The sequence below is a fragment of the Paenibacillus sp. GM1FR genome (genome assembly GCF_002803315.1).
GTDB classification, from domain to species: Bacteria; Bacillota; Bacilli; order Paenibacillales; family Paenibacillaceae; genus Paenibacillus; species Paenibacillus amylolyticus.
Map to the genome: position 1 here is coordinate 133,128 of NZ_MKZL01000001.1, position 14,890 is coordinate 148,017.

Here is a 14,890-nt window from a genome sequence, read left to right on the forward strand (position 1 = left end):
GAAATGCCCGGTGTATCATTGAACAGCTACCTTAACACAGAGAAATGTAAGCGCTCGATAAAAAAAGGGAGGGTACATATGCAGCTCCTATGGTCCAAATTTTCACCCGTGTTCCGCCGATTCCTCATTTCGTATCTTGTCATTCTGATGATTCCTCAAATTGCGGGATATGCCTCTTACCGAGCTTCTATTGAAGCGGCCCGTTCCAGTTCCATTGAAAACAGCTTGAAGTCGCTGAGTCTCGGGAAAGAGATCATTGAGCGAAATCTTCTTCAAGTCGAAGCTTTTACCAGACAGCTTGCCGTCAATCCCGATTTGCAAAATTTAATTGCTGGGCCAAAGCCGCATGATCTCTACAATGTCTACGGTATGAACCGTATGCAGCGGAGCCTCTCCATGTACAGCAGTACCAATGATTACTTGTCCCATTTCTTCATTCACATTCCGAACTACAATGCCATCATCACACCAAGAACTGTGTATTATCGTCCAGAGCATTATTATGCTGCCAATCAGCTGGACGGTATGTCGTTTGAACAATGGCATGACCAAATTCTTAAACAACCACACTTTAATGAAATCATACCGCTTCGAAACTATAAACGTGAAATACTCGGCACTGTGCTTGCAGACGTTCCCGCCATTACGTTTCTGCAATCTCTGCCTTTGAACAGCTTCAACAAACCGCAAGCGACGATTGGTGTCATGATTGATCAGGATCAGATGGCCAGCCTTACTCAAAATATTGTGGATCAATATGGCGGCTGGACTCTCGTCACTGATGCGGAAGGACAGATCATTTTCTCCCATGGCATTGAACAAGCCGAAGCCGAGCAAATGGCACAGAGTCGCCAGAGAGAAGATAACGCTGCGGAAACGGAGCTGAACGTGCAGAATGTACAGCCTGGAAATGATGGTCGGCTGCTGATATCGATGCAGTCCAGTCAAAATGGATGGAATTACATGGCAGGGATTCCGGAAAAAGCACTCATGACAAAAGCGGACCAAATCAAACAAGTCACGCTGGTCTTTACTTTGGCAACCATTGCCTTGGGACTGTTATTCGGGCTGGTTCTGGCCTATCGGAATAGTGCACCCGTTTACAGATTGTTGGCCTCTTTTAGGGAACAAATCACCGATTCCCCAGGCAGACGGGGCAATGAATATGATTTTTTGGCAAGCCATATTAACAATCTCATTGCTAATAATGACTCACTTAAAAACGCCATGAATGAGCAGATTCCGTTATTGAGAGACGGTTTTATCAAACGTTTGTTAACGGGAGAAGTCTATACCTCACTTGAGTTGGAGGTTATCTCATCCCAGGCGCACATTTCTCTTCATAGCAGCAAGGGCTTGGCAGGCTTAGTGAAGGTAAACGGATATGCCAATCCGGACAGTGAAGAAACGATCCATGAACTGGGTGTCGCAAGGCTGCTCATCAAACAGGTACTTACAGAGTGGAATGCGCAGCTGCTGATCACGGATTGGGGAACAGACCAGATCGCTTTTGCCTGTCCATTGGATGAGAACTCACTGAATGAAGCTATAGGGAGATGTGAAAAAGAGCTGAACACCTTGATGGAAGTGATCTACCGGGAGCATCGGATATCCACAACAATTGGCACAGGTGCAGCTTACGAGGTCTGGAATGATGCAGGGCGTTCCTTTGACGAAGCCAAACAAGCTCTGGATTATGCCATTCATATGGGAACAGATCATCTGGTGAGATTTGAAGATACGATGAAGGAAAATGAAATGTTCTATTATCCGATTGAGTCTGAACAGCGCCTGCTGAACACAATCAAAGTCGGTGAGCCTGAAGAGGCGATACGTATTCTGGAGCAATTGTTTCTTCGTAATTTAGAAGAGCGGGAACTGTCCTACGAGATGACACAGCAGTTCATCATGGAGCTGAAGGGGACTTTTCTGAAGCTGGACGAACCCAAATTCAAGTTGGATGCCTCCCTGCTGGAGGAATATAAAACCCGGGTGACATCCATTCAGATGACAGAAACGATTACTTCGCTGCGTGCAAAGTTCAAACGGTTAACGGAAGACATCTGCGGTGATTTCCAGAGAAGAAGAGCAGGAGCACATGCGGATACTGTAAGCGAAATGATTTGTTTTATCCAACAACATTATGGGGATGCAAACTTGACGATCTATCGGATTGCCGAGCACATGAGCAAGTCCGAGAAGTTTATATCCCAACTATTCAAAGAACATACGGGAGAGAATCTTTCCGATTATGTAGAACGGGTACGCATCGATGCTGCCTCGAACTTGTTGCACTCCACCGGTCAGACCATTGACGAGATAGCGGAGGCCACCGGGTATAATAGTGCACATTCATTCCGCCGAGCTTTCAAGCGGGTACGCGGCATTTCTCCGAGTGTATTTCGGAAAATGGACGTTCATAGCGGTTAATGTAGGCTGTTTCTCGGGAACTATATTCGCTATTTGTACTTTCTCAGCGTAACTGTACCTTTACGCATCCCCAGCGCAATCTTATGATTACTCAAAAAGTAAGCGCTACCAAGTTGAGCTGAAGTTCAGCACGATTGGAAGCCAAGAATGGGGGGATGATTCTGAGAACCACAATGACCAGTGAATCAAAGTCCGTGGAGAAACCAAGTAAACCGTTTGCCTTGAAGCAAGCATTATCCAGAAGTTGGAGGCGACATTGGCAGCTATATCTGCTGATCCTGCCACCGATTGCTTACTTTATTATTTTCAAGTATGTACCTATGGTGAATGCGATCCTGGCATTTAAAGATTACAACGTCATCAAGGGGATCTGGGGCAGTCCGTGGGCCGGAACCAAGTATTTCGAATTACTTTTTAAAAATCCGGCGTTTGTTATGCTGATCAAGAACACACTCTACATTTCGTTTTACAGCCTGATCGTTGGTTTCCCGATTCCTATATTACTGGCGCTCGCGCTGAACGAAATCAAAAACATACGATTCAAAAAAACAGTACAAATGGTGACGTATGCTCCATATTTCATCTCTACCGTTGTTATGGTCTCCATCATTATGCTCTTTCTGTCTCCTAGGCTGGGTATTGTCAACACGATTGCAGGCGCCCTTGGTTTCGGAGCGGTGAATTTTCTCGGTGAGCCTGGACTGTTTCGATCCATCTACGTATTCTCCGATGTGTGGCAGGGAATGGGGTACTCCGCTGTGATATATCTGGCTGCTCTGGCAGGTGTTGATCCATCCCTGTATGAAGCCGCCAAAGTGGACGGAGCCAACCGAATACAGAAAATCATCAATGTTGATCTGCCTGGACTACTTCCGGCAGCCGTCATCATTCTGATCCTGAGTGTAGGGAATATCATGGCTGTTGGGTTCGAAAAAATATATTTGCTGCAAAATCCGCTCAACCTGTCTGCTTCGGAGATTATCTCCACCTATGTCTATAAAATAGGATTGCTGAATGCCAATTATAGCTTCGCTACTGCGGTTGGCCTGTTCAACTCGGTGATTAACCTGATTCTGCTATTAATTGTAAACGCGGTTGCCAAGCGACTGTCCAATACAAGTTTATGGTAACGGGAGCGAAAGGAGGAGAATCAACCCATGCCTAACACACAGACAAATGCAGGTCGTTCGCGGATCAAGAGCAGCAGTACGATTCGTGAATCCTGGGGAGACCGCGTATTTATAACGGTTGTTTACTTCATGTTGACAGTGGTGCTGATTGCCGTGCTGTATCCCTTGATATATATTGTGAGTTCTTCGCTCAGCAGCCCTGCTGCCGTCTCCTCGGGAAAAGTCTGGTTGTGGCCCATTGACCTGACGTTTGACGGTTACAAGTCTGTATTGCGGAATGATCAAGTCCTTACCGGTTATGCCAATTCCCTTTTTTATACAGCCTGCGGCACCTTCATCAGCGTGGCACTGACCATTATGATTGCTTATCCATTATCCAAAAAAACGTTTGTTGGCCGTAGCTCGTTAATGATGTTTATTACCTTCACCATGTTGTTCTCAGGCGGTTTGATCCCTACCTATCTGGTGGTCAAAACCATGGGACTGATAGATACCCGCTGGGCGTTGCTGATTCCCAATGCCGTCTGGGTATGGCAAGTCATCATTGCCCGTACCTTTTTTCAGAATTCGATACCGGAAGAATTGTCCGAAGCAGCAGACATCGATGGCTGCAGTGACATCCGGTTTATCTTCAGTATTATCCTGCCACTCGCCAAACCGATTATCGCCGTGTTGTCACTTATGTACGCTGTCGGTCAGTGGAATGCATACTTTGACGCCCTCATCTATCTGAAATCACAGTCGCTCTATCCGCTACAGCTGATATTACGCAGCATTCTTATTCTGAACAGCAGTACGGGGAGCATGGATGCATCGGAAATGATCAAACAGCAGCAGATGGCTGAACTCATGAAGTACTCGTTAATTGTGATGGCCAGCTTGCCGGTGCTAATCATCTATCCTTTTGTTCAACGGTATTTCGTGCAAGGTATGCTGATTGGCTCAGTTAAAGGATAAGTTCATTTTTTCTATTATTCATGAAGGAGAGGATTATATTGAAAAAAGCGGGATTCATCATTCTTGCCTGTATGCTGTTTACCTCGTTGGTACTTGCCGGATGTTCAAGCTCTGATAAGGGGAACGGCGAAGGCAGCGATCCGTCAGGCAAGACGGCCATTAATGTGTTTGCTCACCAGGGTTCGGATACCAACCTGTCCACTAACAAATTCACGAAGAAAATGGAAGAGAAGTTTGATATTCAGTTCAACTGGACTACGGTTCCATTCGACGGTGCAGCGGAGAAAAGACAGATTTCACTGGCTTCCGGTGATTATCCGGACTTGTATCTGCTCATCCCTTGGGTAGATCGTTTCTCCCAGACAGACTTGTTGAAGTTTGGTCAGCAGGGGGTTATTTTGCCGCTGAATGATCTGATTGAGGAGCATGCTCCCAATATTAAAAAAGTGCTTGAGAGCAATGACTATTATCGGGCCATGAACACTGCTCCTGACGGAAATATCTATGGTCTGACGGGTCTGAATGAATGTTTTCACTGTTCATACCCAAACAAGATGTGGGTCAACACCAAATGGATGGAACAACTGGGCCTGACCGAACCCACGACGACAGAAGAATTTAAGGAAATGCTTCGGGCATTTAAAACGAAAGACCCGAACGGGAACGGTAAAGCCGACGAAGTACCGCTAAGCGGTTCGACTGAAAATTTCGGTGTGCACATTATTCCGTACTTGATGAACGGTTTTATCTATGACGACGATCGGAATTATCTCATTGTCAATCAGGGGAAAGTGGAGACCGTAGTGAACAAACCGGAGTGGAAAGAAGGGCTTGCCTATATTAAATCCCTGTACGATGAAGGGTTGATTGATCCAGGGGCATTTACCCAAAACGTCGGGGCCTTCAAAAAAATTGGAGATAACGCTGATGCACAGCTTCTCGGTGCGGGAGCAGCGATGCATCCATCATTATTCGTAACCACTGCCGAAGGTTCTCCTTACGGGAATGATTACAATCCCATCCCTCCATTGAAGGGACCCCATGCTGCTTATGCTACGTACAACTATCCGATTGATCCCGGAGCGTCTTTTGTACTGACAAACAAAGCCAGTGAGGAAACACAGATCGCGGCCATAAAGCTGCTGGATTATCTCTATACCCAGGAAGGAACCATGGCATCATATCTCGGAGAAGAGGGCGTAAGCTGGCGCAAACCACAAGAAGGAGAAGTGGCGCTCAATGATCAGATTGAGCCGTTATATAAAGCCATTCCGCTTCCTTCTGGAGAAGAACCTCGTAATGACAGTTGGGCTGCATTAAGTCAGTACAATCATTATCAGGCATATCGGGACTCCGAAGTACAGGGGACAGACATCTATGCCAATGATGGTGGTGAGCGACGTCTCTATGAGGCGACATTGTTAATGGAGGGCAAGGAACCAAAAGAGATTTTCCCTCATTGGGCATTGTGGGTAGATCCGTCCCAAGCTGATGAAGCCAGCATGATGCAGACCAATCTCAAGGATTACATCGATCAGAACGCCCTGCAATTTATTACTGGCGCCAAAAGTCTGGATAAGGATTGGGATGAATATGTGAAAGGCCTGGAGGGATTGAACATTAATCGATATCTGGAGATTATGCAGTCTTCCTATGATACTTCTTCCGTTTCCAAATAATTAAAGTATCTGAATCATACAGAGCGGGAAAAGTTACTGCCTGTATTTGCACACCCACACGCGTTCCCGGTTCGCAGTCAACATATGCGAGCCGGGAACGTTTTTTATTGATATAGATTAAATCGTAATATCATTGCATCCTTCTTAAAATTCAGTGATTGGACCTGTCCTGCAAGCCAAACGTTCACAGGGCAGGTTCAACGGCTCGTGCACATTCTCTTAGTTTAGTACATGCGATATCTTCCGCTTAGAGCGAGCATGCTGAAAAAATACAGGCAATTGTCGTAATAACGTCGCTCTCCCTGACGCAAAGGTGTGTTCCAGAACTTGCGAACGAATGTGTCAGCATGTGGACCTTCCGCAGCCAGTGAAGCCATGGCATTGGTAGCCAGCAAACCTACAGGATGCAGTGAAGGTTCGTCGAAAGGTTCACCTTCTATTGTATAACGACGATAATCGGACATTTCAATATCACTGAAGAAGGATTGAATCCGATTGGATTGTTCGATCTGCCAGTGATCCTTGCGGAACCATTCCCAGTCCAACGCTATATTTGCAGCAACACGGTAGGCATCACTGTAAAAATGTCTGAAATCACCATACGGCTGTATTGGAGCCGGAGAGCCGTCATAGTTCGCATATTCAGGTGATAGTCCGGTTACGGGATGGCAGGCTGTATGAAGGTAAGCTCTACTAGCGGCCGCCGCTTCTTTCCAGAAGCGCTGATCTTCTTCATCCGCATATTTCGCGAATAGCTCATAAAAATGAGGCAGATGGTAGGATGGGTCGCTAAACGGTGTTTCTGGTATGAATTTGATCAGTTTTGTTTCCGGGTCCCACATGGGCTCGCCTTCGCCGTCTTCGCCTTGATGTATACATGCACGAAGGATTTTGCGGGCTTGTGCCTTGTAATCATAAGGTTCAGCGCCATCGCCCCAGCGATTGGAGGCAAAAAAAAGCGCCATGGCAAAAAACTCCTCACCATCAGGAGCAGGACCTTGCGAGAGTCGGGTTCCGTCAGGCTTGCAATGCCAGGCAAAATAATCTTTATAACGACCCGCTTTATGTTGCATAAACGAGTGTGAGAAATTCCAGAGTCGATCAAATTCCTCTTTTTTGTCCATCTGAACAGCCATCATCATGCCATAGGACATGCCCTCGGAGCGAACATCGAGATTACCAGTGTCCAGCAAATAACCCTTATCCTCACCCATGGGGTAATATATTCGAGTATTATCATCGCCGTAAAACAGCTCGTTCCATGTTTCTTCCAATCTGTTCGTGATCTCATTCTCATCGTAGCCTAGCTTCAAGAACAGATTTGTATATGTACCCGTATCCCACGCGCCTTGACCCGTGATATTCATGAGTATCCTCCTTCATCAATGCGGTTTTTCAAAATTATAACATGGAAATAGTATACAAATTAAAGCGTTTACATGAAAAATTATAGGTGTTCATATCTGCATGTCATTGTACTCAAATTAAAATGATATATTGGTTAAAATCCTATACTTTGTCAGGTTGTTGTAAAATTATGTAAGGGATACACTTTGGGAGAAGGATCACATCTGATCTAATAATACAAGCTGTGATTCTTTAAAAGTTGTTTGAGGATGGTCAGAATCTAAACCGGAAGGATGTGATGATGATTTATGCTCCAGGATTCAGGAGATGCAGGTGAAAACACGGAATTCACTGCACCGCGCGATCCAGTTGGAGTGACAGCGTCGGCAGTCAAGCCCGCAATTGATTTTGAGTCACATAGATATCGCGACATGATTGGCCGATCTCTTCTGAACAAAGGAAATAATGTCAGATTAAAACGAGCCATTGAGAAGGCAAAAAACGGCGAACCTGTCGTTATCGCTTATATTGGAGGCTCCATTACCCATGGTGCTGGTGCAGTACCTATCTATCTCCAAAGTTACGCTTATCGGTCGTATGAGTCGTTCAAGTTTATGTTTGCGCTTTCAAAAGATAGTCCGATTCATCTGATTAAAGCAGGTGTGGGTGGAACTCCTTCAGAACTGGGGATTGTACGTTATGATCGTGATGTGCTGAGGGGAGGTGCCGTTCAGCCGGATATTGTCATAATTGAATTCGCAGTCAATGACGCAGATGATGAAACCCAAGGTAAATGTTACGAGAGTTTGGTACTCAAAGCACTTACTGCCGATAACAAGCCAGCGGTCATCTTGTTATTCAGTGTATTCGAAAATGACTGGAATCTACAGGATCGTCTCGCTCCGGTAGGCTGGCATTATGATCTGCCAATGGTAAGTGTGAAAGATGCTGTCGTAGATCAGTTCAGCAAGACAAAAGGTGAAGGCAACGTTATTTCCAAAAAGCAATTTTTCCATGATATATATCATCCAACTAACATAGGGCATCGAATTATGGCCGATTGTTTGGAATATTTGTTCGACGTGACGAATCGTTCTGAGTGGGATGAGAAAGATCATGATATTGAAAAAGCTCCGCTAATTGGAAATGAATTTGTTAATGTGAAGCTGTTGGATCGGAAAAACGGCAATCATATTGCCCGAATCGATGCAGGCTCTTTTTGTAAAACGGACACGGATCTGCAGATGGCTGAGATGGATGCTCATGACTATGGTACACCTCAGTTCCCCAACAACTGGATGCGTACAGGAGAGGGAAAAGAGGATCAGAGTAGCTTTCGGATAAGTTTGCAGTGCAAACGCCTCATTCTGATCTTCAAGGATTCTGGTAACGATGAATTCGGAACTGCACATATCAAGGTAGATGGGGTATTTGTCCAAAAAGTCGATCCGCGTCAAGTGAACTGGACCCATTGCCATGCCACACTTCTGCTTAACGAAGAGCATGTGGGGGAGCACTCCATCGAGATCGAAATGGCGGAAGGTCATGAACATAAATGCTTCACCATTCTGGGTTTTGGCTATGTGGATTAACTGAAGACTGATAGTCACTCATATGTTCGGAGGAAAAGAGAATGGAATTGATCTCACCAGCAGTAACGGGATATGACCAGTATCGGGAGAATATACCACGTGGAGTCATGGAGACGGTAGAGTATCCTTCCACCACGGTTGGCAATTCCCGTAAAGCGATGGTGTACACCCCACCAGAATTTTCTTCGACAACGATGTATCCTGTACTTTTTCTTTTGCATGGTATTGGCGGAGACGAAACCGAATGGCATACTCATGGTTCTCCGCAAATTATTCTCGATAATCTGTACAACGATAATTTGCTTGAGCCGATGGTTATTGTTTTCCCCAACGGTCGCGCAATGTCGAATGACCGAGCCGAAGGAGACCTGTTTGAACCTGAGAAAATCAAAGCATTTAAACGGTTTGAATCCGATCTGCTCAACGATTTGATACCTTACATGGAGTCGAACTACCCTTTGCATAAAAGCCGGGATAAAAGGGCGATTGCTGGTTTATCCATGGGTGGAGGTCAATCCTTAAATATCGGATTAAGTAATCTAGACCATTTTGCATGGATTGGTGCTTTCTCCGCAGCCCCAAATACCAGAAGTCCGGAGCTGCTTGTCCCTGATCTTTCGAAAGCGCCTTCATTACTCTCGCTGTTATGGATCTCTTGCGGTGAACAGGACAATCTTATAGAGATTAGTCTTGGGGTTCACCAATATTTGGCGCAACACGGAGTACCTCATATTTGGCATGAGGAAAGTGGAGGACATGATTGGCCCGTGTGGAAGAACGATCTGTATCTGTTTTCGCAACGTCTTTTCAAGTGAATTTGCTGAAGAACATTCATATCGAATTGTAGCATCAACCAAATCTATTAAAATATCAGGAGGTATCATCCATGTTCAAATTCGGAAAAAAATTAATGACCGTTGTTCTCGCAGCTTCCATGAGTTTTGGTGTCTTCGCAGCCACATCGAGCGCAGCAACAGATTATTGGCAAAATTGGACAGATGGTGGAGGAACGGTCAACGCCGTGAATGGATCGGGCGGGAATTACAGCGTGAATTGGCAAAATACCGGGAACTTTGTTGTCGGGAAAGGGTGGACATACGGTACGCCTAATCGAGTGGTCAATTATAATGCCGGCGTATTCTCTCCTTCAGGTAACGGCTATCTCACCTTCTATGGTTGGACTAGAAACGCTCTAATTGAATATTACGTGGTGGATAGCTGGGGAACGTATCGTCCTACCGGAACGTATAAGGGCTCGATGACTAGTGATGGCGGCACATATGACATCTATACAACGATGAGATACAATGCACCTTCCATTGATGGTACTCAGACTTTCCCTCAGTATTGGAGTGTTAGACAGACCAAGAAACCAATCGGAGTCAATTCTACCATCACGTTCAGTAATCATGTGAATGCATGGGCGAGCAAAGGGATGTACTTAGGCAACAGCTGGTCCTATCAGGTGATGGCAACGGAAGGTTATCAAAGTAGCGGAAGCGCAAACGTGACGGTTTGGTAAAAATGATGTGATGCAGTTCAACTTCTGCACCTGCATTTGAAATTCAATTTTCCGGTAGCGTTGAGTAACGTTATTCTCCAGACTAACGGACCTCGACGTTGCCGGATTTAAGCTAGTAAAGGAGAATAATTGAATGAAGAAGCTGGTATGGTTAACTTTAATCGCTATAGTTGTTAGTCTAAGTGCTTGTTCAGCAAGTAATACGAAATTAAGCGATGACTTGGTATTCGTCGAAGGAGGAGCCTTCAAGAGCAGTAAGCCGAGTCAGATCGATAGGAATGAAACGCTGGATTCCTTCTATATTGGCAAATACGAAGTAACTCAAAAAGAATGGATGGAGGTTATGGGGGAAAACCCTTCTGGCTTCAAGGGAGATGACCTGCCTGTTGAAATGGTCAGTTGGTATGACGCAGTGGAATACTGTATTCAAAAAAGTATAAAAGAAAACCTGAAACCTTATTACAATATAGATAAAGACAACCAGGACACGAATAATCACAATGAAAATGACACTATAAAATGGAATGTAACGATCAACGAGGACGCCAACGGTTACCGTTTACCCACAGAGGCAGAATGGGAATACGCTGCAAGCGGAGGTCAAAAGAGCTTAAATTACACATACAGCGGAAGTAACAATCCTGATGAAGTTGCTTGGTACTGGGTAAATGCCGGCGAGAACATTCTGACGGGTGACTGGAGCTGGCCCGCTATTGAGAGCAATCGTAATCAAACCAAAAAAGTCGGAACTCAGAAGGCGAATGAGTTAGGAATCTATGATATGTCTGGGAATGTGAGAGAATGGTGCTGGGACTGGTACAGCGATTCGGAGAGTCCAAATCAAACTTGGCGAGTTGTGAAAGGCGGAGGCTGGATCGGCGGTGTCAATAACAATGAAATATCATTTCGAGGCAAATTTGATGCAAATGGTTTTGGTCCCGATCAAGGATTCCGTATTGTGCGTGGAGAATGAAAACTCTTTTTTCTGGCAATAGATTACTTCTGAGCTAAACCTATACTTTGTCGGGTGAAAACCTATAGTTTAACAGGTTGTTGTACCAAAATGTAAGCGTTACACTTGAATTGTTAACCCGGCGCTTCGCTACAATCGGAGCGTTCTTATAGTACGGTCCGATGGAACCATTTCTATGTTATTGATTAATGACGATGAGACTGGTAGAAATTTTGTTCTCCAAGTTGTGCGAGCAGACAACAATCCTGCTGTTGTTCTGCTGTTTAGCGTTTTCAGAACAACTGGAATCTACCTATTGATATAGATAAAATACATGCAGCTGATCAAGGATAAAAGTGAGGTGAGCTAATGTACAAGGTCATTGTCGCGGATGATGAGCCGTTTATGCTAGAAGGATGGAGAACAATGATTGACTGGCGAGCTTGTGGATATGAACTCTGCGGAACGGCAACAGATGGGGAGGAAGCACTTGCTTTATTCAACTCGGTTGAACCGGATCTTGTCGTCACGGATATTCAAATGCCTGTTATGGATGGTCTTGGTTTGATTCACACCTTGCGAGAAGATCTCGCCTATACCTCTAAAATTGTTATCGTTACAGGATACTCCGATTTTAATTACGCGAAGCAAGCCATACGGTATCAGGTCGATCAGTACGTGCTTAAACCTCTTGTTCCCGAGGAGATTCATCAAATCCTTATGGAAATGATTGAACCTCTGGACAAACGCAGAAATGAGCAAAAACAGAAAAATGGAGTCACAGTTACAGATGAAGCCTATGAAAATCATCTTAATGAATATCGAATAAACGAAGAATATGATTTAGAGCAAATGATGAATATCTCCAAAGAGATCTTGGCCTTGATTGAAGCAGAAAACACGTATTCCATCGATATTGCAGTGAGTGCACTGTTAGAGAAAAGTGAGAAAGCAGAGGTTTCGTTGGAATGGATACATCATGTCATCCGATATATCCATGGGGAGTTGCTACGAAAATATGGAAAAAGAGAGGGTTGCAGAGAAATACTATGTGAAAAAGATTGGCATGAGGCTGCGAGTTGGTCTTCCGGCACATTGCAAGACCTGTGTGTTCGACTGTCCAAGCAACTTTCCCAGTCTGAATTGAACCAAAAGACGGGTACGGGAGGGCTTGTTGCAGAAGCAGTGAATGAATTGAAGCAGCACTATCGAAGTAAAGTTAAATTACAAGATGTAGCTAATCGTATTCACGTGAATTCTGCCTACCTGGGTCAACAGTTCAAGCGGGAGATGGGGGTCAGTTTCAGTGACTATGTGCACCAGCTTCGTGTTGAGGAGGCCCGTAAACTCCTGCGACGTACCAATATGAAGATCACTGACATTGCATTCAGGCTAGGATATCATGATGCTGAATATTTCACCCAAAAGTTCAGAGCGCATACAGGGGAGCTTCCGTCAGTCTATAAAAACAAAAACCAAGGGTGATTATATGCGTCATAAATTCTGGATGTTCAGTAAGGTTAATGATATTCCTCTCCGATCCAAATTTCTGCTTATTTATGTACTTAGTATTCTCCTTCCTGTAATAACGATTAATATCTTCTTTTATGAACGAACCTCTGCGGATATCAAGATTAGAGAACAGGAAAATCTGCGTAAATCCATCGACAGGGCTGCGGGGGAACTGCTAGGCATGATTGATGAGAGCGTTGCCCTGAGCCGAATTATTGCAGCAGACGATTCGCTCTATGAGGCACTGGATCGGACCTATCACTCCCCCGTGGATTATTACAACGTCTACCATGCATTCCTGCGAGATAAATTAACACGGTACATGTCAGCGAATATTCTGGAGGTGCGTATCTATACGGATAACGACACCATTCAGACGGGTAGTCATTATATCGTGATGAAAGACAAGAATGTACTCCCTGGATTGAAACAGCTGAAATCCACCAGTGGAGGCATTCTTGTCGTTGATTATATTGAGCCATCCGGATTTAACGCGGGAAGAAGAATCAGTGTGATTGGCAAAATGGATACCTATACTTCCTATGCTAATTACAACAAGTATTCCAAGATTGATCTGGAACTTAGCCGGGTGTACAGCATTTTAAATCGTGAATCAGACAGTCTTCAGCTGCGACTGGTGGACAGCAACAATCGAACTGTCGTTTCAAGTGGGGAGTTCAGCGAAACCGACTTATCCCCCCTTGATAATGAATCAATGCTCAAGGAATCTGGAGATTCTGCTTACACGCTCGAAAAATCGTTGGGGAATCTAGCCTACCTAAAGGGTTGGAAATTGATTGGAGTTGCCGATACGCGTCACCTTGACCACCTTTTGCAAGAAGCCTTTAAATCAATTCTGGGGTTGCTCGCATTAAGTATCGTGGTCCCCTCTGTATTGATCTACATTATTTTGCGTTCCTACCACTATCGGATTCGCAAGTTATCCAGACATATGGAGAAGGTTCGTAACGAACGATTCGATCTGATTGAAATTCACGAAGGCCGCGACGAAATTGGCGGGCTTATTCGTACATTTAACATCATGATTGGTAAAATTCATACGCTGATTAATGACGTATATAAACTGGAAATCCGCCAAAAAGATCTGGAGCTGGATCAAGTGAGGACTGAATTGTCCATGCTCCAGAGTCAGATGAATCCCCATTTTTTATTTAACACATTGAATGCCTTGCTAGTCGTTAGTACAAAGAATGGATATACGGAAGTAATTGAGATTATTAAAAGTCTGTCCAAGCTGATGAGACAGTTGCTCAGTCATTCTGACAATCTGATTCCTTTGCAAGAAGAGCTGCAATTTACGAATCTTTATCTCCAGATTGAGAAGTTTCGCTTTGGAGAGCTGTTTGATTACACCTTCGAGGTTGATCCTGATGCAGCTTCGTTGCTCATTCCCAGAATGAGTATTCAACCGCTCGTCGAAAATGCCTGCAAACACGGCTTGCAGGCGCGAAAAAATGGAAGACAGATCAAGATAACGGCGAGTCGAAACGCTTCTGAACTGGTTATTCAGGTGATCGATAATGGAATCGGTATGGATGCAGGGAGATTAACCGAGCTCCTGCGAGATATTCGTTCTGAAAGACCCAGGAACGGCGAGCATGTAGGACTCCGCAATGTCTACCGCAGGTTGGAACTCTTTTATGAAGGAAATGCGATATTTGATCTAAGCAGTGTACCTGGAAAGGAAACCATTGCAGGGTACCGTATACCGATCTCCAAGCTGGAACAGAGGAAATAGGAGGTAAACT

At 44.7% G+C, this 14,890-nt stretch carries 11 protein-coding genes; 10 read left to right on the top strand and 1 reads right to left on the bottom strand.

What is annotated here, in order from left to right; genetic code table 11:
- Window positions 1-78 precede the first annotated feature (78 nt).
- The 4 genes from PAEAM_RS00580 (at window position 79) to PAEAM_RS00595 (ending at window position 6,196) form a co-directional block, all read left to right on the top strand.
- Window positions 79-2,430 (top strand): helix-turn-helix domain-containing protein, encoded by a 2,352-nt coding sequence (locus PAEAM_RS00580; protein ID WP_100526247.1) that lies wholly within the window; start codon window positions 79-81, stop codon window positions 2,428-2,430.
- Window positions 2,431-2,705: 275 nt separating this feature from the next.
- Window positions 2,706-3,560: an ABC transporter permease subunit gene (locus PAEAM_RS00585; RefSeq protein ID WP_100526304.1), complete on the top strand. Its 855-nt coding sequence runs from the start codon at window positions 2,706-2,708 to the stop codon at window positions 3,558-3,560.
- Window positions 3,561-3,587: 27 nt separating this feature from the next.
- Window positions 3,588-4,517 (top strand): carbohydrate ABC transporter permease, encoded by a 930-nt coding sequence (locus tag PAEAM_RS00590; RefSeq protein ID WP_036615892.1) that lies wholly within the window; start codon window positions 3,588-3,590, stop codon window positions 4,515-4,517.
- 20 nt (window positions 4,518-4,537) lie between these two features.
- Entirely contained in the window at window positions 4,538-6,196 is a 1,659-nt protein-coding gene (locus tag PAEAM_RS00595) for an ABC transporter substrate-binding protein (protein WP_100526248.1), read from the top strand.
- Window positions 6,197-6,420: 224 nt separating this feature from the next.
- On the opposite strand, the gene PAEAM_RS00600 is transcribed toward PAEAM_RS00595, so the two are convergent.
- Window positions 6,421-7,563, bottom strand: coding sequence for a family 8 glycosyl hydrolase (locus PAEAM_RS00600; protein ID WP_100526249.1), 1,143 nt, complete (start codon window positions 7,561-7,563; stop codon window positions 6,421-6,423).
- Window positions 7,564-7,851: 288 nt separating this feature from the next.
- On the opposite strand from PAEAM_RS00600, the gene PAEAM_RS00605 reads away from it, so the two are divergent.
- The 6 genes from PAEAM_RS00605 to PAEAM_RS00630 all read left to right on the top strand — a co-directional run bounded on the left by PAEAM_RS00605 (window position 7,852) and on the right by PAEAM_RS00630 (window position 14,880).
- The gene (locus PAEAM_RS00605; RefSeq protein WP_100526250.1) at window positions 7,852-9,135 is read left to right on the top strand and encodes an SGNH/GDSL hydrolase family protein; all 1,284 of its coding nucleotides are present in this window, start codon (window positions 7,852-7,854) and stop codon (window positions 9,133-9,135) included.
- Between the two features lie 41 nt (window positions 9,136-9,176).
- The gene (locus PAEAM_RS00610; RefSeq protein WP_074095076.1) at window positions 9,177-9,950 is read left to right on the top strand and encodes an alpha/beta hydrolase; all 774 of its coding nucleotides are present in this window, start codon (window positions 9,177-9,179) and stop codon (window positions 9,948-9,950) included.
- Between the two features lie 71 nt (window positions 9,951-10,021).
- Window positions 10,022-10,657 carry a glycoside hydrolase family 11 protein gene (locus PAEAM_RS00615; RefSeq protein ID WP_100526251.1) on the top strand — a complete coding sequence of 212 codons (636 nt, stop codon included), beginning with the start codon at window positions 10,022-10,024 and terminating at the stop codon, window positions 10,655-10,657.
- A 133-nt stretch (window positions 10,658-10,790) separates the two neighbouring features.
- On the top strand, window positions 10,791-11,630 hold the full coding sequence (locus PAEAM_RS00620; protein ID WP_100526252.1) for a formylglycine-generating enzyme family protein: 840 nt from the start codon (window positions 10,791-10,793) through the stop codon (window positions 11,628-11,630).
- Window positions 11,631-11,978: 348 nt separating this feature from the next.
- Complete coding sequence (locus tag PAEAM_RS00625) at window positions 11,979-13,094, top strand: response regulator transcription factor (protein ID WP_100526253.1); 1,116 nt, start codon at window positions 11,979-11,981, stop codon at window positions 13,092-13,094.
- A gap of 4 nt (window positions 13,095-13,098) precedes the next feature.
- On the top strand, window positions 13,099-14,880 hold the full coding sequence (locus PAEAM_RS00630) for a sensor histidine kinase (RefSeq protein ID WP_076253048.1): 1,782 nt from the start codon (window positions 13,099-13,101) through the stop codon (window positions 14,878-14,880).
- The last annotated feature ends 10 nt before the right edge of the window (window positions 14,881-14,890 follow it).

What these genes read in the sequence shown, in the direction of transcription:
- PAEAM_RS00580 (WP_100526247.1), top strand. Translation starts at nt 79, where the DNA reads ATGCAGCTCCTATGGTCCAAATTTTCACCCGTGTTCCGCCGATTCCTC.
- PAEAM_RS00590 (WP_036615892.1), top strand. Translation starts at nt 3,588, where the DNA reads ATGCCTAACACACAGACAAATGCAGGTCGTTCGCGGATCAAGAGCAGC.
- PAEAM_RS00595 (WP_100526248.1), top strand. Translation starts at nt 4,538, where the DNA reads ATGAAGGAGAGGATTATATTGAAAAAAGCGGGATTCATCATTCTTGCC.
- PAEAM_RS00600 (WP_100526249.1), bottom strand. Translation starts at nt 7,563, where the DNA reads ATGAATATCACGGGTCAAGGCGCGTGGGATACGGGTACATATACAAAT.
- PAEAM_RS00605 (WP_100526250.1), top strand. Translation starts at nt 7,852, where the DNA reads ATGCTCCAGGATTCAGGAGATGCAGGTGAAAACACGGAATTCACTGCA.
- PAEAM_RS00610 (WP_074095076.1), top strand. Translation starts at nt 9,177, where the DNA reads ATGGAATTGATCTCACCAGCAGTAACGGGATATGACCAGTATCGGGAG.
- PAEAM_RS00615 (WP_100526251.1), top strand. Translation starts at nt 10,022, where the DNA reads ATGTTCAAATTCGGAAAAAAATTAATGACCGTTGTTCTCGCAGCTTCC.
- PAEAM_RS00620 (WP_100526252.1), top strand. Translation starts at nt 10,791, where the DNA reads ATGAAGAAGCTGGTATGGTTAACTTTAATCGCTATAGTTGTTAGTCTA.
- PAEAM_RS00625 (WP_100526253.1), top strand. Translation starts at nt 11,979, where the DNA reads ATGTACAAGGTCATTGTCGCGGATGATGAGCCGTTTATGCTAGAAGGA.
- PAEAM_RS00630 (WP_076253048.1), top strand. Translation starts at nt 13,099, where the DNA reads ATGCGTCATAAATTCTGGATGTTCAGTAAGGTTAATGATATTCCTCTC.